Annotated in this window: 15 protein-coding genes; 10 read left to right on the forward strand and 5 right to left on the reverse strand. The window is 38.9% G+C overall.

What is annotated here, in order from left to right; translation table 11 throughout:
• Nucleotides 1-10 precede the first annotated feature (10 nt).
• The 3 genes from Q0976_RS13560 to Q0976_RS13570 all read right to left on the reverse strand — a co-directional run bounded on the left by Q0976_RS13560 (nt 11) and on the right by Q0976_RS13570 (nt 6,753).
• On the reverse strand, nt 11-856 hold the full coding sequence (locus tag Q0976_RS13560) for a matrixin family metalloprotease (RefSeq protein ID WP_299494373.1): 846 nt from the start codon (nt 854-856) through the stop codon (nt 11-13).
• Between the two features lie 78 nt (nt 857-934).
• Nucleotides 935-4,909 (reverse strand): translocation/assembly module TamB domain-containing protein, encoded by a 3,975-nt coding sequence (locus Q0976_RS13565; protein ID WP_299494374.1) that lies wholly within the window; start codon nt 4,907-4,909, stop codon nt 935-937.
• Nucleotides 4,906-6,753, reverse strand: coding sequence for an autotransporter assembly complex family protein (locus Q0976_RS13570; protein WP_366525078.1), 1,848 nt, complete (start codon nt 6,751-6,753; stop codon nt 4,906-4,908). The genes Q0976_RS13565 and Q0976_RS13570 overlap by 4 nt, the downstream gene beginning before the upstream one ends.
• A 453-nt stretch (nt 6,754-7,206) precedes the next feature.
• Here Q0976_RS13570 and Q0976_RS13575 point away from each other — a divergent pair, with 453 nt between their 5' ends.
• The 4 genes from Q0976_RS13575 to Q0976_RS13590 all read left to right on the forward strand — a co-directional run bounded on the left by Q0976_RS13575 (nt 7,207) and on the right by Q0976_RS13590 (nt 10,469).
• Nucleotides 7,207-7,623, forward strand: a complete 417-nt coding sequence (locus Q0976_RS13575) for a CBS domain-containing protein (protein ID WP_299494375.1) — start codon at nt 7,207-7,209, stop codon at nt 7,621-7,623.
• Nucleotides 7,624-8,116: 493 nt separating this feature from the next.
• The gene (locus tag Q0976_RS13580; protein WP_299494376.1) at nt 8,117-8,611 is read left to right on the forward strand and encodes a GNAT family N-acetyltransferase; all 495 of its coding nucleotides are present in this window, start codon (nt 8,117-8,119) and stop codon (nt 8,609-8,611) included.
• A 102-nt stretch (nt 8,612-8,713) separates the two neighbouring features.
• Entirely contained in the window at nt 8,714-9,436 is a 723-nt protein-coding gene (locus tag Q0976_RS13585) for a DUF4386 family protein (protein WP_299494377.1), read from the forward strand.
• 193 nt (nt 9,437-9,629) lie between these two features.
• Complete coding sequence (locus Q0976_RS13590) at nt 9,630-10,469, forward strand: PhzF family phenazine biosynthesis protein (RefSeq protein WP_299494378.1); 840 nt, start codon at nt 9,630-9,632, stop codon at nt 10,467-10,469.
• Between the two features lie 73 nt (nt 10,470-10,542).
• On the opposite strand, the gene Q0976_RS13595 is transcribed toward Q0976_RS13590, so the two are convergent.
• Together Q0976_RS13595 and Q0976_RS13600 are read right to left on the reverse strand one after the other, a co-directional pair.
• Entirely contained in the window at nt 10,543-10,875 is a 333-nt protein-coding gene (locus Q0976_RS13595; protein ID WP_299494379.1) for a hypothetical protein, read from the reverse strand.
• A gap of 73 nt (nt 10,876-10,948) precedes the next feature.
• A complete protein-coding gene (locus Q0976_RS13600; RefSeq protein ID WP_299494380.1) occupies nt 10,949-11,482 on the reverse strand; it encodes a cytochrome b/b6 domain-containing protein in 534 nt (177 codons plus the stop codon).
• Nucleotides 11,483-11,731: 249 nt separating this feature from the next.
• Here Q0976_RS13600 and Q0976_RS13605 point away from each other — a divergent pair, with 249 nt between their 5' ends.
• The 6 genes from Q0976_RS13605 (at nt 11,732) to Q0976_RS13630 (ending at nt 21,394) form a co-directional block, all read left to right on the forward strand.
• Nucleotides 11,732-12,736 (forward strand): questin oxidase family protein, encoded by a 1,005-nt coding sequence (locus Q0976_RS13605; RefSeq protein WP_299494381.1) that lies wholly within the window; start codon nt 11,732-11,734, stop codon nt 12,734-12,736.
• 409 nt (nt 12,737-13,145) lie between these two features.
• Nucleotides 13,146-13,958, forward strand: a complete 813-nt coding sequence (locus tag Q0976_RS13610) for a class I SAM-dependent methyltransferase (protein ID WP_299494382.1) — start codon at nt 13,146-13,148, stop codon at nt 13,956-13,958.
• A gap of 42 nt (nt 13,959-14,000) precedes the next feature.
• Nucleotides 14,001-14,867: a hypothetical protein gene (locus Q0976_RS13615; protein WP_299494383.1), complete on the forward strand. Its 867-nt coding sequence runs from the start codon at nt 14,001-14,003 to the stop codon at nt 14,865-14,867.
• Nucleotides 14,868-15,311: 444 nt separating this feature from the next.
• Nucleotides 15,312-18,866, forward strand: coding sequence for an Ig-like domain-containing protein (locus Q0976_RS13620; protein ID WP_299494384.1), 3,555 nt, complete (start codon nt 15,312-15,314; stop codon nt 18,864-18,866).
• A 495-nt stretch (nt 18,867-19,361) separates the two neighbouring features.
• Nucleotides 19,362-19,898, forward strand: coding sequence for a lipocalin family protein (locus Q0976_RS13625; RefSeq protein WP_299494385.1), 537 nt, complete (start codon nt 19,362-19,364; stop codon nt 19,896-19,898).
• A 380-nt stretch (nt 19,899-20,278) separates the two neighbouring features.
• The gene (locus Q0976_RS13630; RefSeq protein ID WP_299494386.1) at nt 20,279-21,394 is read left to right on the forward strand and encodes a hypothetical protein; all 1,116 of its coding nucleotides are present in this window, start codon (nt 20,279-20,281) and stop codon (nt 21,392-21,394) included.
• The last annotated feature ends 46 nt before the right edge of the window (nt 21,395-21,440 follow it).

Below are 21,440 nucleotides of genomic sequence, written 5' to 3' on the forward strand. Positions count from 1 at the left end.
ATACATGGGATTAACGGCGCACATTAAAATTGGGAAAACAGCCTAATTCATTAATAGTTTGGTTGATTTGATGGGTTAGTGCATTACGTTTTTCGACTAACGCATTGATGTTGTTGGCTTGTTTATTCACTTCTTCAGTTATTTCAGTTGCCTGACGGTATTGGCTTTCAGTTAAACTTTTATTGTTGTAATACTGGTATTGCTGATAATAATCATTATAACGTATTTTTTCTTGGCTAATATCTAAATCCAGCGAGTCCATGTCTGCTTTCAAGCTTGCCTCTTGACTGAGCAGGTCTTCTTGTCCGAGATACAGTGCGTTTAATTGGCTGGGGATGGTATAGCCTTTTCGGTTAAAACGCCCATCAGGTTTACTATCAGCTAGGGGAGAGTACATCAAATGATTGGAGTCAGTATGGTGGCCGAGTCCTAAAGCATGTCCTATTTCATGCATAATAATGTTGATCACCATATTTTCATCACTTTGCACAAATTGTCCTTGGCAATTACGGGCACCTAAAGAAATGTCTAACACGCAATGTTTAGGCTTGTTTTCACCGGTAGAGAGGCAAGTGGCTAGCCCTAAGTGTGTACTTGAAGCATATTTTTGCCACTTTATTTCAATACTGGGATCCTTTGAGGGTAAAAAAGTGAGATTAGGGTTGGACTGTTGCCAGTAAGATATGGCTTTAGATAAGGCTTTTACTGGGAGTTGTGGGGCTGGAAGATTAGCGACATTGTTGATATCTTCAACGGAATAATAAACATACTGTTTTTGATTTTCCTTACCTTGTACTGGAAATAAGTAAAATAAGGCAAGTAGGCCACTCAGTTGCAAATATGTGAGATATGCCATTAGGTTGATACTCCCGTTCTTGTGACGTTTGAGCTCATTTCTGCTTATCTACTTCTCGAGTATATTGATTTAGCTATATTATAAGTTAAAATTGTAATATAAGTCGAGAGACTGTTCCAACGCGCCCGATACGGTTTCGAGATAAAGCTGAGACAGTAAATAATAGCGAACCGTCATCTCATACCCAGTATCAAAAACACCCATGCCATATTTCACCATGAGTTTGTCGCCAATATAGCCACTGATCGCGACTTTTCCATCATCATTGGTATCGAGTTGGACATTAGAAAAGCCCAGCTTTTCAATCAAGCCTGTCGCGGTGTTCGTTAAATTGCTGATGGTGCCTGTGCCAACACCGGCCTGCTGACTTAAGGTAAAAGCGGCGGTGAGCATCAGGGAGTCGTTACCGTCTTCAAGGCCTGTTCCTTTGAGAATATAAGAGAGAATTTCTGCTTGTTCCATTGCGGGAGAAGAGAACAGGGTAACAATGGGTTTTTTAGGGGTGCCAGTTATGCGTACACCTGCGGTAATATCATCGGTTTTAATTTCTCGAACGGCTTCAATATTCAAACTAGGTTCATCCATGGGGCCTATAAATTGCAATTCTCCGGTATTAATGATCAACGTTTGTCCCATAAATTTGTAAGTGCCATCAATGATTTTTATTTCGCCGAATAGCTGAGTTTGGTTTTGCTCGGTTTGCTTTAAATTTAATTTTCCCGTTAACCGACCTGTTAATCCCATTCCTTCTATGCTTAATTGTTCCCCGACTTTCATTGTTAAATTCGCTGTCATGATCATAGGGTTGGCAGCTTTTTCTTGAGTTGCGATACTATCTTGAAAGATCACATCTTTTGAAACGGCGACGCCTCCCTCGGGTAACTCAACGATGGTTATTTCACCACTTGGTGCATCGAGCTCCCCGGTGACATTCATTGTATTGTCAGCGATATCAATAACAAGATCCGGGGCTAATTTTAAAATAGCTAGAGGAGGTTGAATAATGGATAATTGACTCCCTTTTAGTGTGAATCGGGCTTTGGGACGGTTTTGAGACCAGTCAATTTCCCCTTGAGAACTTGCGGTGCCATCCCCCATTTTCCACTGACCGTTAATATTTGCTTTTTGCCCTGCTAATGTGACTTTGAGGTTTAAATCATCAATTAAAGTTGGGTTAGCTGCTGTTAATATACTGGCTTCTTTTAAGGTGACATGACCTGATAATGTAGGCGAGCTGAGTGTACCCGCAATGGTAAAGTCACTGGTGAGATCACCTGTGAGGGTATCTAATTGAGGGAAAAAATTGGCAATGAGACTGAGCTTGACTTGGTTGAGTTTGACATAACCTGATAACTGTCTATCATCAGGGGCAATATTGATACTCAGTCGGCTATTAATACTGGCGATATTATCTGACGTTAGCGTTAAAGTGGTCTGTATTTTTTTAGGATCCAATAAGGCATCAAAATTGGCTGACTCATATTTTATTTCCACAGGGGTATGTTGTCTATTATTTAATTGTGTAAGAGTTAAACTGCCAGGCGATAGCGATAATGATAAGCGGCCTATTGGTGAAGTATCTTTAGTCCATTTAAGTTGCGTTGTCAGTTGAGCTAAGCCATCCCATGATACTTGATTAGGCAATAAGGGGGTGATTAAAGTCCCTAAATTTCCTTGATAATTCATTGCAAACTGCCCTTGAATGCCGAAAGCCGCTTTGTCTGTGACACAGAGTTTTCCCTGCGCATCTTGTAAACAAAAAGGGGTGACAGTACCTTGCTGCTGTGTGCCATCCCAAGAGATGGCAATGGGAGTAATGAGTTTGGTTTCAGAGAGTATAGAATTGAGAGATAACTGATTGATATTAGCATTAAATTGTTTTTTTTCTAGATTCGAATCACTGCTGATTTGACTCTTAAGTGCGAGATCCCCTAAAGTTGTGATTTTGGTTTCTTGATGTTGAGAGTTACCTTTAACCTGAACATTGGCCGTTGTTAAAGATAGGGCATTGAGATCGATATTATCGGCTGATAGCTTGAGGTCAAAGGCATGGTTGTCAAATAAGTTAATGGTGCCAGATAAGTTTGCTTTATCAAGAGTGTAATCTAAATAGCTGATATTATTTATAGCAAATTCGGTATTTGCTTGTGGTTGAGATGCTTCCCCTGTAATCCTTATATTGGCGTTAATGGCGCCAGCGGCATTTGGATCCCAAAGCTGTAACTCAGGTATCGATAACTTACCGTTAAGTGACCAATTGTTGGTCACATCTCCATTGAGGGTTAATTGACTTTGCAATGCGGTTAAATTGAGCTTATTTGCACTGAGTTGAAAATCATTATTGATAGAGAGATCCCCTGTCAGTGTCAAAGGGTAGCTATCGATAGTGCCGTGTAAGTCGGTATTATTGATTGAGACTTGCCATGTTTTATGATTAAGGTTGACTTTGCCTGCAGTGGAAAATGACCCTGTTATTTGGCTCATGGGAATAAGATAATTTGTATCTTTATCTTTATCTTTATCTGTATCTAAAGATGCTAATTCTATTTGACTGGCATCGAGCTTTTCTGTCGTGACATTGGCTTGCCATTGAATATCATCAGCATAGGATAAAAAACCATTGAGTGTGATGTTACCCATAGGACTTTTGGCATCAAACGTTTTAATGGTTAAGGTATTATCTTTATGGCTAATATCAGATTCAATGAAGGCCTCGGGTTGAAAAGGGGTGATGATATTGCCCGTGAGGCTTGCCGTTTGTTGAGTCAGAGTGCCTTCACTTTTAAAATGAAGATCATGAGCTTGATAAAGTGCAGTATCTAATGGCCAGATAATGCTCAGTGCTTTGAGATCAACTTGATAATCGAGTGTGGGTTGAGTGAGGTTAATTTGTCCTTTTAAGCTTAAATTGGTTTGTCCTTTGGCGGTTAAATCGACCTGCAGATCACTAAAGTCCTGAGAAGCATTGATATTAAATGATTGATTATTCAGTGCTGGAATGGCTTTGAATTGGTTTATCTCACCCTTTGCTTGAATATCGATAGGGTAATTTTCTCTTAATTGTATATCGCCTTTTAGGTTGATTTTACCGTCTGTATGTTGTGCAAAAAACGAATCGATATGGATCAGATAACTCTGGTAACTTCCCGTTAATGTAACTTTTTTAAAATCATCTTGGCGTTCACCTAATATTAAACTGCCTTGATTGAGGCTCAGGTTCTCAACAAATACAGGAATGGGCATAAAGACTTGAGGCAGGTGAGCCATAGCCCACTCATTGGCCGTTGTATGAGTTGAGCTCGATTGGGTGTTTTTAGTTTGAGTATGATCCAATGCACTTGTTGATACTTTATTGGTTAAAGGGCGTGCACTTGATGGACTGGGGGAGGGATTCCCTAGCGGTATATTCACTTTCCAGTCTGTTGCGTTAATGTCGTTGACGCGAATACCTGTTGTTGTCCACTGTGCTTGAGTCTTGAGGCGTTTAATATCAAAAGCCATATCATTGACTGTGACCTGTATATTCCGCAGATCAGATTGGGCTAATTGAATCGCCAATGGCAATGTGATGATTGCCTCATCATTTGTATTGTGTGTTTTATTATCGAGAGTGTCGGGTGAATTGGGGAGCTTAGCAGTATCAATATTGACACTGACTTTTTGGCTGCTTAGTTGTTTTACACACAGTTGATTTTGTAATAAGCATAAGGGTTGCCAATCGATCTTTAGTTTGATGATGTCGACTTTGATCCCTGGCATTTTCCAATGGACGGAAGATAAGCTTAATCCTTTATTGATAGTGCCATTGCCATAAACCATGTTGAGATCAGGGATCAGCTTGTTGGCCATATAAACAGCGAAACGACTGCCCAGTTGAGTGCCAACAATGGTGGCACAACATAATAAAATAAACAGGGGAACATAAATGGCACTACGAGTAAAAAATTTGAAAGCGCGCCAACACCCGCGTTTTATTCGGCTAAATAAAGAGAGGGACTGGGCAGACTTATCAGAGGCTGAAGTGTCTTTTTTTTCTGTGGACTTGTTCATCATAGTTCCGATCCCATCATGATGTGGATCCGCCAAGGGCGATTTAAGGTATCGTTTTTTTGTAAGCCTATGCCTAAATCCAGTCGAATGGGTCCGATAGGAGAAATCCAAGCAATACCAGGGCCGACGGAGACAACAGGATCAAATTGGCCAGTATCATACGCATTACCCGCATCGATAAAAGCGGCTGCTCGCCATGAGGGAGTGAAGTAATATTGGTATTCCAAACTACCAACAATCAGGTAACGCCCCCCAACAACTTCTCGAATTTGATTACCGTCTGAGTCGGTATAATCAATATATGGACCCAGTTCATTATAGCTGTAGCCTCGAATACTCTGATCGCCGCCTGCAAAATAACGCAGTGAGGGAGAAATTTCGGCTAAATTGTTGTCATCGGTAACATTGATCCCTAAGTCTAATCGAGACACAAATCGATGTTTGGTAAAAAAAGTTTCAATCCATTTGAATTTAGCTTCCATTTTTAGCAGTCGAATGGTTGAACCCAGATCGGGATCGCCATAAGCAATAGAGTACGCTTGCATTGTGCCAGATTTAGGATCCAGAGTGTTATCTCCACGTACTGTTTTTGATAGGCTAGCGCCAAATAAGAGAAACTGGGGATCATAATTCACATCGGATTGATTGTATTTTTCCTTCAAGGCTTCAACAGAATAAGAAAATACCCATTTATCTTTTAATCGGTGTTGGCGGGCCACACCCACTAGATATTGTGTCGAGTCGAGCTGACCGGTATTGTAATATTTTTCACTGCTGGTGCTGTATTCTTGCGTGAGTCCATAATAATCACGAATAATGCCAAACCGAATTTTGAGTAAATCATTCAGTGGATCGGTTAACGGAATGCTGTAAGTGGTAAGCAGTCTAGGCCGATTTAAAGACCATAGGGCTGTGGTTGTTTGTGAATGCCCGTAGCGATTAATTTGTGGCGTTTGCCAAGTCACACTGACTCTGGGCTCAATGTTATTATCTGTGGTGTTACCAATATCAGCGCCAAGGCCTAATTTAATGGAATGATCCGGTCGAGGAGAGAGATTCACATTAATGGGGATCACATCATTCTTGGCTTGATCCATTAAAGGTAATACTTGAATATTAGAGAAGTATCCCGTATTCAGTAATTTTTGGTTAAATTGATTAAGATCGCTACTGCTATATGGGGCACCTGTTTTGAATGGAATGAGCTTGTTGAGTAGGTAAGGCTCTAAGGTTGAGCCTTCAAAAGTAACATCGCCCAAGCGGTATCGGTCGCCAGATTGATAATACAAATTAATTTTGGCTAAGTTTAAGTCTCGGTTAACAATAATTTGTGATTGGGTATATTGACCATCAAAATAACCTCGAGCCAGTGCCATAGAGATCAATTGAGATTTCATTTGCTCGTATATGCCTTGGTTTAGTATGTCACCAGGCCGTATTTTTAACTGATTAAGCCACTGATTAAAAACCGGATCATCTAATAACTCTCCTTGTATACGAATATCTATCCATTGTAATCGTGTTGGTTTACCTAAGGTGATATCAATGGTGAAGGCCCATGCAGCGTTTTTATGTGGAGTGGTTTCTTGCTTGATAATGCTATGGTAGTACCCCATAGATTGTAATGCAGCATTGATATTATCTTTTGCATTAAAAAGGAAAGCACGGCGTTGTACGCTTGATTTAGGCAACTTGCCAAGATGAGCCAAAATATTTTTTTCTAATGTTTTATTGACCCCACTAATATTGACTTTAAGCCAGTCATTAGCTTGAACGGGCAAAGCCATTAACAGACAGCTTAAAAATAACAGGCGAGCGAGAATATTTTTATGAAAAAGTGTGAACAAAAAAGATCCTTTTATCACATTAAGAGTCAATAATGGTTTAAGATTGGCATCAATACCCACAATGAGCATTTTTCTTGTTTAATGTATATAGAACGTTATGGGCCAGACACGCTTTAAGGCTAAAATGCGGTCAACTTCGCTGTTTGAGTCACAGTAACCAATGCCGTATTTTTGATTAAGGGTAATGCCCATTTTCCTTGTTTATCTATAGCATACACTATCTTTATCATTTTATAAGTCCAAGACGCTTAATGGTCGTGTTTAATTAATAATAATATAAACTTATAAGATTTAAAAATCGACTCACCTCATTCGTGCAGGGCTCTTTTTCCTCCATTTGTCAGTGCTGATTCAGATTTTTAGCTTACCTTTGATTGATTAGCGGTAAATCCATCCGCTTAAGTGAAAATCTTAACTAGACTTAGAGAGAGTCTGAATTTAAGGGGAAGTAATATGGATTCAATTAAAGTGAAAGATTATATGGATAGGCGGCCTGTGCTATTAAGGCCTGAAATGAACTTGGCGACAGCGGTTGATCAGTTACTGGATAATCATAAGCTGGGGGCGGCAGTCGTTAATGAAAATGAACATATTATTGGTTTCTTAACACAACAAGATTGTTTAGATGTCATGCTAAAAAGCAGTTATCATTGCGATCTTACAGCGACAGTCGCTGATTGTATGCTCACTGATGTGGTTATTATGACGCCAGAAACCAGTATTTTAGAAGTGGCAGGTCAAATGACAGGAATGAAACCTAAGGTGTATCCAGTTGTTGATAATAACTGTGTGCTTGGCACTATTAATCGAACCCATGTGTTAAAGGCCATTAATCTATACATGCAACAGAGCTATTTGGCTCCTGTTTAGGTTATATCAAGTGTTAAAACCAATGGGGAATGTTAACTAAGCCTTGATGCAAGAGACTTAAGTTTCAGGTTAGGGTTTAGTCTTTGGTGTTAATTTAACTAAAGTTTGAATAAGCAAAGTGGCGTAATTCCCCAGTTTTGCCCCTATCTAAGTTGTGCTTTTTACTCATTAGGTATCGGGGTTGTGAATACCGTGATAGATAGCTATCTTGCTTGAATCCCATAAAATAGCACTTACATACCGTTAAAATACCGAGATGTTATCAAGGCACAATATATTGTTGTGCATTATAGGCTTTTATCTAAACGGATTTGGATTAAAGATAAGATTTCGGTGAATTTTTTTCATCAATTTTATTCTTTAGAATATTGAATAGATATTACTTTTAACGATAAATTACACTAATTAATTGACTTGTAAGTTTAAATTGTATACTAATTATAAGTGAAATATATTGATTAAATAATTTAAAATAGCCTGAAACGAGACTGTTATGAGAGAACCCCACACCGATACGACATTGGCGATCAACATTAGACAATATTGTGTTGCAGATGCAATCCATACTTGGGCATTATTTTTCCATACTATCCGTCATGTGAATATTCGGGATTATTCACATGAGCAAGTGATGGCTTGGGCGCCTGATGATTTTGATTTGAGCGTTTGGCAGCAAAAAATGGACAAAATCGCTCCTTTTATTGCAGAAATAAATGGAGTAATAGTCGGTTATGCTGATTTACAAGCGGATGGTTATATTGATCATTTTTTCTGTCATCATCAATATCAGGGAGTCGGTGTGGGAAAAGCTTTAATGCAGCATATTTTTATGCAAGGTCAGCTTGCTGGGATTATGCGTTTTTATTCTGATGTTAGTCTCACTGCTAAGCATTTTTATCAACATTTTGGCTTTGAAGTGGATAAGCAACAAGAAGTGCTTATTCATGATGAAAAATTAATTAATTTTAGAATGATTAAAGTGGTTTAGTTCATTCTATTTTTAAGTCAGTTAGGGTTTGTTGAAGGTATCGCGATATCAAAAGATCATTTGGATACATCAGTAAATTAAGGTTAATAAGGAGCGTTAATCATGACAATACAAAAGTGGGGAGGCTTAGCAGCGTTAACAGAGGCATGTATTTATCTATTCGGTTTTGTTTTGTTTTTTTCTATTTTAGATCCGAGTAATGTTGAAATGACTTCTTGCGCGGCAGCGCCGTGTATTGAGGATGTGGCAGTCGATAAATCACAACGTAATGTTGAGTTTATGCTGGACAATCAAGATAGTTATTTTTTAGGCTATTTTGTATGTGGCATCGTGTTTAGTTTTGTTTTACTTATTTTAGTTCAGGCTATATACCGGCGCTTCAAACCACTCGCACCTGAGTTGATGTGTTTTGCTACCACGGTAGGCTACTTATGGGCTGCCATTGTGCTGGCGAGTAGCCTCATTTTTTTGACCAGTTTAGATGTGCTGACCAATGATAATCATCATAGTATTGAACAAACGATGATGATTTATCAAAGTGTATCGATAGTGATTGATGCTTTGGGCGGGGGCATTGAACTGGTGGGCGCAATATGGGTACTCATTGTCAGTTATGTGGGGTTAAAAAAGTCAATTTTTCATCCTTGGGTTCATTTTTGGGGGATAGTGGTTGGCATATCAGGAGTGTTAACCCTTTTTTCTGGATTATCATTTTTATCGACATTATTTTTATTTGAAATGATGACTGCTATTTTTGGTCTGGGGCAAATTGTGTGGTTTATTGGTTTGGGATTTGGCATGTTGAGGGAGAATAACCCCATTTAATTCTCAATGGATGTTGTTTAATTTGGCTAAATACCGCGATTAAACGGCGCTGCTTATCCCGAGTTTAGGTTATTTATTGTAATTTATAGAACAGGTGCTGACAGACAATAGGCATTAATGAGTGAGATTGGGAGCCTTCTGTCATGGAGATATTCCAAAGCGCTTAGATGAATGCATAGTATGGAGAGAGAAAATGAAGTTAGCAGTTCAATTTGTTGATGCGTTTACCGATAAGGCTTTTCAAGGTAATACCGCTGCAGTTGTGATCACAACATCTTGGTTGCCTGATAGGGTAATGCAATCGATTGCAACTGAAAATAATTTATCAGAAACAGCATTTGTGGTTAAAAATAAGCGAGATCATTATCATATTCGATGGTTTTCTCCGATAAAGGAAATTGACTTTTGTGGACATGCGACATTGGCCACCGCTTTTGTTATTTTTAACCGTTCGATGAATGAAGGTTCACCTCTAACAAGAATAAGTTTCATTGCTGATGCCGTAGGTGAAATGACGGTGGACTATACTGCCTCAGGAGAAATTCAAATGAGCTTTCCTGAGCAGCCCCCTCAAAAAATAGAAGCGTATCCCGAGGCCTTATTAAGAGGATTATCGATTCCGCCACAAGAGGTATATGTTAATCAGCAGGCTTATTTTGTTATTTTTGAAAATGAAAAAGATGTGATAGAGGTGAAACAAAAGAAAGAGCATTTGATGCAGTTGGCGCCATTAGATGTGGTGGTAACCGCAAAATCGAAACAATATGATTTTATATCACGTTATTTTTGGCCTGCTAATGGTGGCGATGAAGATCCTGTCACCGGTTCTATTCATGCTGGCTTAGCCCCTTTATGGGCTGAAAGATTCAAACAAAGTGGCGTGGAGCAGTCGGTCTTTAATGCTTATCAAGCATCAAAGAGAGGAGGCAAGTTAACTTGTCATATTAAGGCAGGCCGAGTTCTTGTTTCAGGTCGGGCGGTATTATATTTAGAAGGCATGATTCATTTACCCAATGAAGTGATTGAAGGCTGAATTAAGGTGAGCCTGAACGTTGTTAGCGGATAAAGGCAGCGCTATTTTTTGTCAAAAGGTGACATTGACTAGATCATAAAAGATCGTTAACAACCTCGAGGCAAATTTCATCATATTGGAGTAAGTCTTGATTACTTTTTTTGATCTGCTGCATGTGTTCAATTGCCCTGCAAATGTCTACGGGTAAAGTGTCACTGGGTGACTCAGTGCCCGGCCAAGCCTTATCCCGAGTGGCTTTATTAGGCCCGCGGGAATAGGCGACCCACAAATCATCTTCCCCTTTATGGAGACTGGAACCAATGGCGCAGCACTGTTCAATAAAATAATGTGCGACTTTTGCCCAACATTCTTGGTAAATGGCTTCTTGTTCGGGTCGTAAACTAAAACGATAAATAACAGCAAACATGTATTTTCCTATTTGAACTGCTGATAATGAATGGTGAAGTCTGCATATTGAGATAGTTTATTTGGCATAAAAGTTAGAATAGCATTTTATTGAGTATTTTGTTTTGATTGATATATTGATGTTTTACCACTGCTAAGATATGAATAATAACCATAAAAAATAATAGATAACATGAAAATCGGTGTAATAAGAAAAAGAGTTCACAGATATTGTTATGTTCGATAAACGGGTTAGTATATTGAATTTTTGCAAATAAAGTAACGGGTTTAGTTAACATAAAAAAGCCTGTGATATAGACAAAGAACATTAAAAAGTACATTAGGGAATGGACCATATTAGCCACACTTTTTTGTATTGTGGGTAGGCTAACTTGTTGAGGTTCTGTTCGAAAAAAGCTCCAAATCCATCTTGGAATAAAAATAAGCGAGGATACAAAAGCTAATGATATATTCAACTGTGAAATGAAGTGCCACAGCGGCGTGTCTTCTTTAATAATATGTAAGCTAAAACCTGCTAACATAGTGTAAATAATAATGCAGGCCATTAACCAATGAAATAACTTTGTCCAAAAATCATATTGTTGTGGTTTACAGGTATGTTTTAGCATGAATGACTCCCTTAGTGATTGAAAACAGTTTTACCTGTTTAGGTGATATCTTGTTTTATTTGTATAGGGAGATTTAACATATTGAGCTTGTATGAGAGCTTGCTTGCTATAAGAATGATCCAGTAATAGGCTAAAAGTGTGGTTTAACACCTTATTGTTTAGGCAAGGTTAAGTTTTCTGTTGGAAAAATATCACGCCATGAAGGAGTGATTGTTTTTACGAGCGACGTAATAATAAGAGAGAGAACCTATGGATGTTTCGCAGACATTGAATGAACTACTTCAGCGAGCAGGTCAGTACCACCCCATTTATCGAGGAGGATTAGCCACACACTTACCTATGGTATTAATGGCATTACAAGGTTTACAGGCGTCGAAAGCAACTTTAATGCATACTTTTCAAACGAGCACTGATGAATTAGCGTTAATTGGCAGTTTGGAGTCCATTAATGCTGTTGAAGATGTCATGTTTCACTTAGGAGATCGAAGTCAATTTAAGCCTTATTTGAAGTATTTCAAACATCAACTGGCGATGGATGGCGCTGATGCTGTATTAAAAAGAGTGTTACCGTTATTAATGCCTGGACTTGCCGCGTCAGCCTTTCATGCATTAATTCGTTTGGCATATGCGATTGAGGCAAGTCATGACAATGAAATCGCTATTGCTTTGGCTTATTGGTGTAGTGAGTTTCAATCATTTACATTAATCGAACAGCCTACTAATGAGTCATTAGACGGTATCTTTGAAAGGTTAGCACCATTGGGAGAAAAGTATGTTTTCTCGCCAGGGATCATTGTAGACCGTATGAGTGAAATGGCGGTAGTGTTAAACAAAGGTGGGCATCGATGGCAGCCTGAAACGCTGACGTTTTCAGGTGTGAGGCAGTTTTGTGCTGAAACCTTTCATAACCAAAATAATTTTACACTATTGCATACTGTCACGGGATGCCATGCTTTTTCGGTGATCGTGCCTTATTTAAAGGATGTTGAACATGCCGTGAAAATGCTTTGGCAAGCGATTGTTATAGCATACTTAAGTACAGGACTTGGTTATTCTGCGGGAATAAAGTTTATGCCAAAGGGTGGCGAAGAAAACATAAAGGCTAATTTTGAGACCGTCATCGCGGCGGCAAGATTATCTCGTGAACCGCATGTCATTAAATTGGTTTATACCTGTTTGCAAGAATATAACCGATATCATGAACCGCTTTACTTGCAGCTTGCTCAAAGGGCTATTTTAGGTGGCTATGATTAGCTCCTTATATTGGTTTAGTTTAACTGTAGTCAAGGTTGTTAATACCTCCTGCTTTAACAGACATTCCCACCATCTGATGTTTACGGATGAACAAATGTCATTCATATATAGGTGAATGAATGATCATGAAATCGGTTATTGAAAACATCTAACCTACCATAAAATATGTTGAAAATCGGGTTGGGTGAGCCTTTGGGCTCCCCACTTCAGTGTTGCATTCATTGTAAAGGGAGTCTCCATTCATCAATCAATGTGTCTTGAATTGAAAAACCTGAAAGGCTCTGAATTGATCATCGACATAATGGAATGGGTATTACTCATCGTTTATTGGCTCTTTTGCTACTTTTGTTTGAATTTCCCGCCATAATTAAGTGACGTTAAGCAATAACAGCAACGGAAATAATCATTGATGGGATCTGACAGCTATATGTATGAAGTTGGTGAACTGGGGCAAAGCCGACTGGCGTTACTACATCAGCTTTATGCACCTTATAGTTGTGCATTTATTAAAACGCATATCCAATTTAAAAATATTAATCGTATTGTTGATATAGGGTGTGGGGCGGGTTACATGTCGTTTTGGCTTGCGCGTCAGATGGCTGGAATGGGCACAGTCACAGGGGTTGATATCAGCTCTGAGCAAGTTACAACATCAAGAGAGGGGAGCGTAGTGCGCGGATTGCAGAACATTCATTACTTACAGGAAGATGCCCATACTATAGCGAAAACAAGTGCACAATACGATTTTACTTATACGCGTTTTATGATGGAGCATTTAAGGGAGCCCTTGGCTTTTTTAAAACAAATAAAGGCAAGTAAACCAGCCCAAGATAAAGGCAAGAAGTATTTGATTATTGATGAGGCGATGCATCAAAGCTGGGATAGTTCCAATCACAGAGACACCTTGGGTGTTTTTCGCCAGTCTTTATTGGCTTTAGGGGATAAGCTGGGTGTTGATTTTAATATTGGCTTGAACTTATATCATTTATTGCATGATGCGGGCTTTAAAAATATCAAAGTGAATTGTGCTCAACCCGTATTAAGTGGTGCGAATAATACGCAGATGATCCTTGCTGTGCTAGAAGAGTCTAGAGGCAAATTCATCTCGCATCAAATTGTTTCAAATGAGCAATTAAATGCATTAATTAATCAAATTACTCAGATCCCCAGTCATACGCTCATTTTTTTGGCGAGCATAGTGCAATATTACTGTGAATATTAATGCTGACATGCTTAAGTTGTGTTTAAGAATAAGGAATTAAAAATGCAGCAGATGATTAAGTCGACCCTATGGGTGTTTTTTGTGTTATTTCCTTGCGTGACCTTCGGATTTCATCCTGATAAACATGAGCAACATACTCAAGCGGCATTTGAAATGTATTCAGTTTGTCAGCAATATTTTCCCCATGTATTGCCGTTACAATTTGATAGCCAAGCCATTGATCAAGTGGTAAAGGCTAATACTGATCTTGATGCTCCTTCTTTTTCACGGGCATGGAATTGGCACTTTTATGATGCTGCTTATGATTACCAACAAAATCAACCGGGTTATATTGAGAATAATGTATGGGGAATGAAGCGTTCACTGCATCCTTATTTTATCAAGCAAGTTGTAAAGCTTGAAAATGGGCAGAGTAACAAAACACGTTATATCGCTTTAGGGGAATTGATGCATCTGATACAAGATATGGTGGTACCAGCCCATGTTGCCCCTATTTATCATGTAGCATGGCAACCGGATCCTTTTGACGATTATGAGCCTTCATTGCCCACAGTGCTGAGTATGAGTAGAATAAAGTGTGGAGAATTGCTAAAGCATAATGCTTCACCTGTTTTCTTACTCACTCAATTAGCCAACAGAACACGCAAAGCAATATTAAGCCCAAATGAACAGGGTAGAACCTGGCGTGATTATTGGCTTATTTATCCCGATCAAGTGGCTCCATTGCAGTCAGGTTTTACTCAATATGGCATGTGCGGTAGAGCAGGTTTTGGATTAGAAAGTGACGCTGTAAGCATTCAGCACTGCCAACAGACAAAGAGCCAGTATGATGCTTTTTATCATGCAAGAGTCACTGACAGTATAGAAACATCGTTAATGTTATTGTTTTTTATTAATCTGTATCCATGAGTGAATGATGCTATTGAGTATCAAAAGGGGGAGCTCTATGTTAAAGGTGTATTAAGACTGGCAAAAGCTTGCTTATCTTACTCGTTTTATCAGTTATTGTGTTTTCCAGTGTTTTCAAAAAATCCAGAGTTTATGCTAATCATTTTAGAGTAATAGGTTGATTCTATATATAATATAGCATTTGTTATAACTGCAAATGCATTAATAAATAGGATGCAACATAGTAAATTAGTATTACATGTAGAGTTAATTCAATCCATTAGATCAGTGATATTTCCTACTTACGACCCATGAAAGCTGCTTATTAAGTTGTTAATATTTTGTTGCCAGTTGCCAGTTGCCAGTTGCCAGTTGCCAGTTGCCAGTTGCCAGTTAATAACTCAATTGATAGCTATATATTTATTAACCATTTGATTTTATATGGAAATCGATCTGGAGTTGAATATGCGTAATATTAAAATCGCTAAATCACATACAAGCCTTTCTTCTTATTTTTCTTTTAATACTACAGCATTATTGCTGGTACTTATTTTAGTGGGGTGTGGAGGAGATGATAGTGGCTCTTCTACGTCATCAAATACGGCCTCTGATACAACCACCACAAGTGCCTCTGACGATGCTAGCAGTGATAACACATCAACAGCGAGTGATGATACATCATCAAGTGATTCAAGTACGAGTAACGATAGTGAGGTGAGTGACACATTATTATCGCCAAGTGTATTTACAGTACAGCAAGGGGATACTATCTCCATTGACTTAGACGGCCTTTTTGAGAGTGACTATGTCATCAGCATTGCAGCAAATGAGGCTGTAAAGGGTACCATTGCAAATGTCTCAGATACGTCACTTGATTATACCGCTAAGACCCTTGGTGTAGAGGTAATTCCATACACACTGACAACAGATGAAATGAGTTATCAATCTCATCTGGTACTCTCAGTTGTTGCTGCGGGCAGTATTAATAATGCCCCTGTCGCTCACAATATTACGTTAGAAACTGCCAGTGATAAAGCAATCAATATTTCACTCGTGGATTATATAACCGATCTTGACGGGGATGAGTTATTGCTGAGTCAATTAGTGCCAGCATCCGACCGCTTTATGGTTAATGGGGCGTTAGGGGTGAGCTTTAGTCCTAATGGTTTTGTTGGCGTGGATCAAGCCGTTTATGTTGTCGAAGATGGCCATGGCGGCCAAAGCTTAGCTTATATTGTAGTCAATTCTACCGACGCTAATCCAGCGATGGAAAATATGTCTCCCACTGCCAAAGACTATAGTTTTGTCCTAGATTTAGATTTTAACAAAGAGCTGAATATTGATTTGAATCAATTGAATTTAATTGATGATGTTGATGGTGACACTTTAAAATTAACGGAAATTTATACTATTAATAACCGTGCAGTAATCCTTGATGATGTCAATGTTCGTTATACACCAGATACTGTCGGAGTGGATCACTTTAGTTATATGGTGTCTGATGAAAATGGAGGTTATGCCATTGGCACTGTGACTGTTGTCATAAACGATAGTCGTGCTGATAATACCGCGCCAACAGCGAAGTATGTTCGAGTGGATATGTTTGATAATTCTCCTGTGCAGACATTTTCAATTGAAAATTATGTTGATGATATCGATGGCGATGCACTTTATTTGGTGAGCTTGTCAAGCGGCTCTGGGCGTGCATCATTAAATCGTGATGACCCCTTAACGATCAATTATGATGCTAATGGCTTTATTGGTACTGAGAGTCTGATATATACAGTAACAGATAATAATGGTGGTTATCAGATGGCGACATTTGAAGTGACGGTTCTTGACAGTAATCCACATGCACCAGTGACGCTAATCGCTGAGCTGAATACAACATCAGGGACGGATTTAACGGTTAATTTAGCCGATTATATTGCAGATGTTGATTCTCTTCAGGCAGATTTAGTGATTTCTAAAGTCAGTGGTGTAACATCACCTGCTCAGGTTTCATTATCTGGACAACAACTGATTTACTCTTCCAATGCGTTTAAGGGCGTTGATGTGGTCAGTTACCAGGTGAGTGATGGTAGGCATGTGTCTACTGGGTATGTGGTCATTACCGTTAATTCAGACACTACTGTAGTGACAGCCAATAATGTGGAGTTAGAAACTTTAGCCGAAACCCCTATTACGGTCGATATGAATGATTTTATTACCGTGACCGATCCCACTATTAGCGTTGATATTATTGGTATCGTTGGTGCTCAGTTAGGTCAAGTCAAGATAGTAGGAAACACTGTGACCTATATGCCTTATGAGGGGGTTTATGGTACTGAGACATTGGTTTATTCAGTGAAGAACAGTCGAGATGCGGCTTATTTTCATGAAGGCCTGATTGAGATTAGTATTATACCGCCAGCATCACCTGTGATTACCGCACTTGACTTTGAGCGTACACTCGCAGGTGAATTAATTGCAAGTGTAGGATGTGAGTCCTGTGTTGAACAAGCTTATGAATATCAGTGGACAGTAAATGATGTTGTTCAAGCTGACGCTAAAGTGTTTAAGCCTGAATTCAATGGGGCCAAACAAACTGTACGCTTAACGGTATCGGGTAAAGATAAATTTGGACAAACAGCCTTAGCACAACATGTGATTTATGATATTGATAATTATGTTGTTGATATTGTTTCACATCCAGATGGAACGGCTTTTGCGGCCCTGATGAGTGATAAAACCGTGAGGACTTGGGGAGATCCTGCTAAGGGAGGAGACTCATCAGCTGTGGCAGATGAATTGATTAATGTGAAAGCCATTTATGCTACCTCCGGTGCTTTTGCGGCAGTCACTGAGGATAAAAAGGTTGTTGCATGGGGAGAGGCTTGGAGCGGAGGTGATCCTTATGCGTTTGCACCTGGGTTTTATAATGGAATTGATGGTATTTTAGGTGAGCTAACGGATGTCGAGCATATTTATAGCACTGTTGGGGCATTTTTAGCCCAAAAAAGTGATGGCAGCTTGGTTGCATGGGGGGTAAATACTTATGGGGGGGATCCTCAAAATATTATTGCTGAGGTTGGCCAAGATGCCGCGGTAATAGTAGCATCGCAATCTGAGTTTGTTGTAGCGACGGATGACGGTCGTGTTTATCTATGGGGAATATTTTCTCCTAGGCAATTATCGAATCGCATACTGGATATTGATAATATTTATACTACTGAACAGTATGGATTTGCTGTTGTCAAAATGGATGGCACAGTGGAAACATTGCGAGGAGGACTTAACCGAACAGAAGAAGTTAAATTATTAAAAGATATAGATAGAGTATTCTCTAATAAATACATGTTTGCAGGGATCACTTATGATGGCGCCGTTGAATATTGGGGGGCAGATTTCATTGTCGAGAGGTATTTTAATCCCGTAGCGGATAGATTGACGCAAGGGGTTGAAGTAATAGTGGGTACGGGTGAAGCATTCGCTGCATTAAAAAACAACGGAGAGGTAGTTGTTTGGGGCGTCCCGTCATTTGGCGGTGATGCCAGCGCTGTGCAAGATGAGTTAAATGACATCGCTAACGTGTATGCGAATGATAGCGCCTTTGTCGCGGTGAAGCAGGATCCCACCGAGCCTGTTATTGCTTGGGGAAATGATAATTTTGGGGCTGATGTAAGCGCTATTTCTGCTTCGTTGACTCATGTAAAACATGTCTATACAACACCTAATGCATTCGCAGCATTGAAAACATCAGGTGAGGTGATGTGTTGGGGGAACATTAATAAAGGAGGAGATTGTACTCAGGTGTCAGATGAGTTGGTGCATATTGATCGTATTTATTCAAATGGGTATGCTTTTGCCGCGGTGAGGGACGATGGTAAAATTATTCTCTGGGGAGACGTGAATGCTGGTGGTGATAATGCGAATCTTAATGCGGCATTGGCACCTTCTTTCGTGTTTGTATCATCATCATTTGAGAATGACGCGGATGCAATAGTGACACCAATACCGCCAGTGAGACCGAACTTATGATAAAGGCGCTTTAAGGAGGAGTTGACACTAGACTTAGCTTGAAGACAATCCTCAAGTTGTTGAAGTTATGGCTAGTGTCGAAGTAGTGGATAAAGTTATAGGATTAGGTTTGCCTGGTTTTTATAACATTGAATCATCACCTCTTTGAGTTAGGATTATTGTGTTTCAAGCTATTATCTGTATGAGTTTTGACTTGATCTTTCATCAATAATGATATTAGTAATTTTTATAATAATGAACGGCCACTCTTATCCTTTAACGTGCTGTTTAATGATTTATCCCATTTTCTATATTACCTACTATTGTCTTTAGTAACCTGATTTGAAAACTGAACCCTTTAGATAAGCCAAAGTCAGTGATTGAATATCAACTGGATGATTTTTGGTCATTTTCAAGTGTCATAATGACGATATTATTATTGTTAGCTCGTTTTTTATAGTGGTTGCTAGTATATTAAAGAGGTAGATTTTTCAATGTATCAATTAATAGGCGATTATGAAAAAAATATCGATGTTAGTGGTTTTGTTTTTACTGAGTGGCTGTTTAGGCATGCCAAAAAATATGACCCCAGTGAAAGATTTTGATGTTAATCGATATGTTGGCACATGGTATGAAATTGCAAGGTTAGATCATTCATTTGAGCGAGGATTAACCCAAGTCACGGCGCAGTATATTTTGCGTGATGATGGTGGTGTGAATGTGATTAATTGCGGTTTCTCGCCTAAAAATGATGAATGGAAAGAAGCGCAGGGGAAGGCTTATTTTGTACAAGAAAGAGATAAAGGCTATTTAAAAGTCTCTTTCTTTGGCCCTTTTTATGGCTCTTACGTGATTTTTAATTTATTTCCCGAAAAAGTGAGTCAGCAAAATTATCAGTATGCTTTTGTATCAGGGCCAGATCTTTCCTATTTATGGTTACTTTCTCGCACGCCAACTGTGCCTTCAAAGGTGTTAACGGATTTTATTGCTCAATCAAAGGCCTTGGGTTTTGATACGGATGCACTTATTCTTGTTGAGCAAGCCAAACGATAAATATTGAGAGGGTGTTTTTGATTGTGCTGAACAATACAAACTCAATGATATCATATAGTCAATTATTTTAAGTAAGGCTAACGTTATATTATTAAGGTTTTAAAAAAATCATTTTACTCATTTGAAGCTAATATTAAACCTTATCAATATTAGAATATGATTTTATTCTATTTTATGTTTAGAGTGTTTTTTTATATTTATATTCTAGTATATTAAATATAATCTTTATAAGGTGTTGAGCAATGAGATGTATTAAATTTGGTGATGGTTATCTGTTTTTTTTCTGAATGAAAAATTAAAATAAGTTCATTTATTTTACCTTTGTTTATAATAAGAATCGATTTTAATCTTTATTTAAGGTCAATAAAATGAGAATACTAATGAATATTGTAAGGGTATTGATATTTTCAATGCCCTTAGTCGTGTGGGCCGATGATTCAGATTTAACCTGTGAGGCCAATACTACAGAGAGCATATATTATGTAAGTTGCCATTTAGGTATCAACAGTACGCCAAGTAAACTGACGATTCAATCGATTCTTGATGGGGCAAACAGTGTCAATGAAGGCAGTACTATTGCATTGACAACGCTATCTTATTGGCAAGCTTGGGGAGCAAAAGGAGGTCGAAGTAAAGGTGATGGTAAGGGGAATAATGAAAAAGGTGGACATCGTGGTTACAGTGAATTTTTTTCAAGTTTAGAAAGTTTAGGTAGTAAAGGCTCTGCGTTAGCAGTAAAACAGGAAGTTAATATGTTGTGGGGAAAAAATGGAAGAAAAACGGAGTCATGCGGCTTATGTACGGTGGGTCGTGGTACAGGAGGTTCTTCGACATTGTTTTGGGTCGATAATACTCAATATAATGATGATGGGAGCGTTAAAGATGACTCGCCTCGAAAACAAGATATTATATTGATTGCAGGTGGAGGCGGGGGAGCAGGTAAAAGTGACAAAGGTTACGCAGGTGGCCAAGTGTGCCAAATTTTATTATCAGATAAGGATGATACTTTTTGTGGGAAAAAGGAAATTCTCGCAAAAAATACTGATAGTACATATGTGATAGGTGTGTATGGAAAAGGAAAGGGGGATGGAGGTGGTGGTGGAGCATTAGCTGAAGGGGGAAGTCTAAGTGGTAATAAAGGAGAAGATGGTATGGGAGGAAAGGGAGGTCAGTCTGGAGGGGCAAGCAGCACAACTTGGTATGGTGCAGATAACTTTGAATTTACTGATGACTATAAAGAAGGTAAAGGAGGCCATTCTCGTGCTGGGGGGGGAGGTGGCTTTGGAGGAGGAGCAAATAGCGGAAATGGTGGGGGCGGTGGCGGTAGCTTTGCGATTAAAAGTGTGGAAGTGAGTGAAGATCTTCAAGCTATTATACCCTATTTAAGAGAAAAAAATCACACTCATGGGCGTTCAGGATCTGAAGCGGCAATGACATTTTTTCCTGAGTATGTCACTCAAGAAGTGTCACTTTTAGTTGTGGAACAGGATAAATAGAGAGGAACTGAGTTAATAAAGCAGCTGTGAAGCACAGCTACTTTAT

This window comes from uncultured Shewanella sp. (genome assembly GCF_947501665.1).
Classification (GTDB): Bacteria; Pseudomonadota; Gammaproteobacteria; order Enterobacterales; family Shewanellaceae; genus Shewanella.

What these genes read in the sequence shown, in the direction of transcription:
- Q0976_RS13580 (WP_299494376.1), top strand. Translation starts at nt 8,117, where the DNA reads ATGAGAGAACCCCACACCGATACGACATTGGCGATCAACATTAGACAA.
- Q0976_RS13630 (WP_299494386.1), top strand. Translation starts at nt 20,279, where the DNA reads ATGAATATTGTAAGGGTATTGATATTTTCAATGCCCTTAGTCGTGTGG.
- Q0976_RS13560 (WP_299494373.1), bottom strand. Translation starts at nt 856, where the DNA reads ATGGCATATCTCACATATTTGCAACTGAGTGGCCTACTTGCCTTATTT.
- Q0976_RS13585 (WP_299494377.1), top strand. Translation starts at nt 8,714, where the DNA reads ATGACAATACAAAAGTGGGGAGGCTTAGCAGCGTTAACAGAGGCATGT.
- Q0976_RS13605 (WP_299494381.1), top strand. Translation starts at nt 11,732, where the DNA reads ATGGATGTTTCGCAGACATTGAATGAACTACTTCAGCGAGCAGGTCAG.
- Q0976_RS13620 (WP_299494384.1), top strand. Translation starts at nt 15,312, where the DNA reads ATGCGTAATATTAAAATCGCTAAATCACATACAAGCCTTTCTTCTTAT.
- Q0976_RS13595 (WP_299494379.1), bottom strand. Translation starts at nt 10,875, where the DNA reads ATGTTTGCTGTTATTTATCGTTTTAGTTTACGACCCGAACAAGAAGCC.
- Q0976_RS13625 (WP_299494385.1), top strand. Translation starts at nt 19,362, where the DNA reads ATGAAAAAAATATCGATGTTAGTGGTTTTGTTTTTACTGAGTGGCTGT.
- Q0976_RS13600 (WP_299494380.1), bottom strand. Translation starts at nt 11,482, where the DNA reads ATGCTAAAACATACCTGTAAACCACAACAATATGATTTTTGGACAAAG.
- Q0976_RS13575 (WP_299494375.1), top strand. Translation starts at nt 7,207, where the DNA reads ATGGATTCAATTAAAGTGAAAGATTATATGGATAGGCGGCCTGTGCTA.
- Q0976_RS13610 (WP_299494382.1), top strand. Translation starts at nt 13,146, where the DNA reads ATGGGATCTGACAGCTATATGTATGAAGTTGGTGAACTGGGGCAAAGC.
- Q0976_RS13565 (WP_299494374.1), bottom strand. Translation starts at nt 4,909, where the DNA reads ATGATGAACAAGTCCACAGAAAAAAAAGACACTTCAGCCTCTGATAAG.
- Q0976_RS13590 (WP_299494378.1), top strand. Translation starts at nt 9,630, where the DNA reads ATGAAGTTAGCAGTTCAATTTGTTGATGCGTTTACCGATAAGGCTTTT.
- Q0976_RS13615 (WP_299494383.1), top strand. Translation starts at nt 14,001, where the DNA reads ATGCAGCAGATGATTAAGTCGACCCTATGGGTGTTTTTTGTGTTATTT.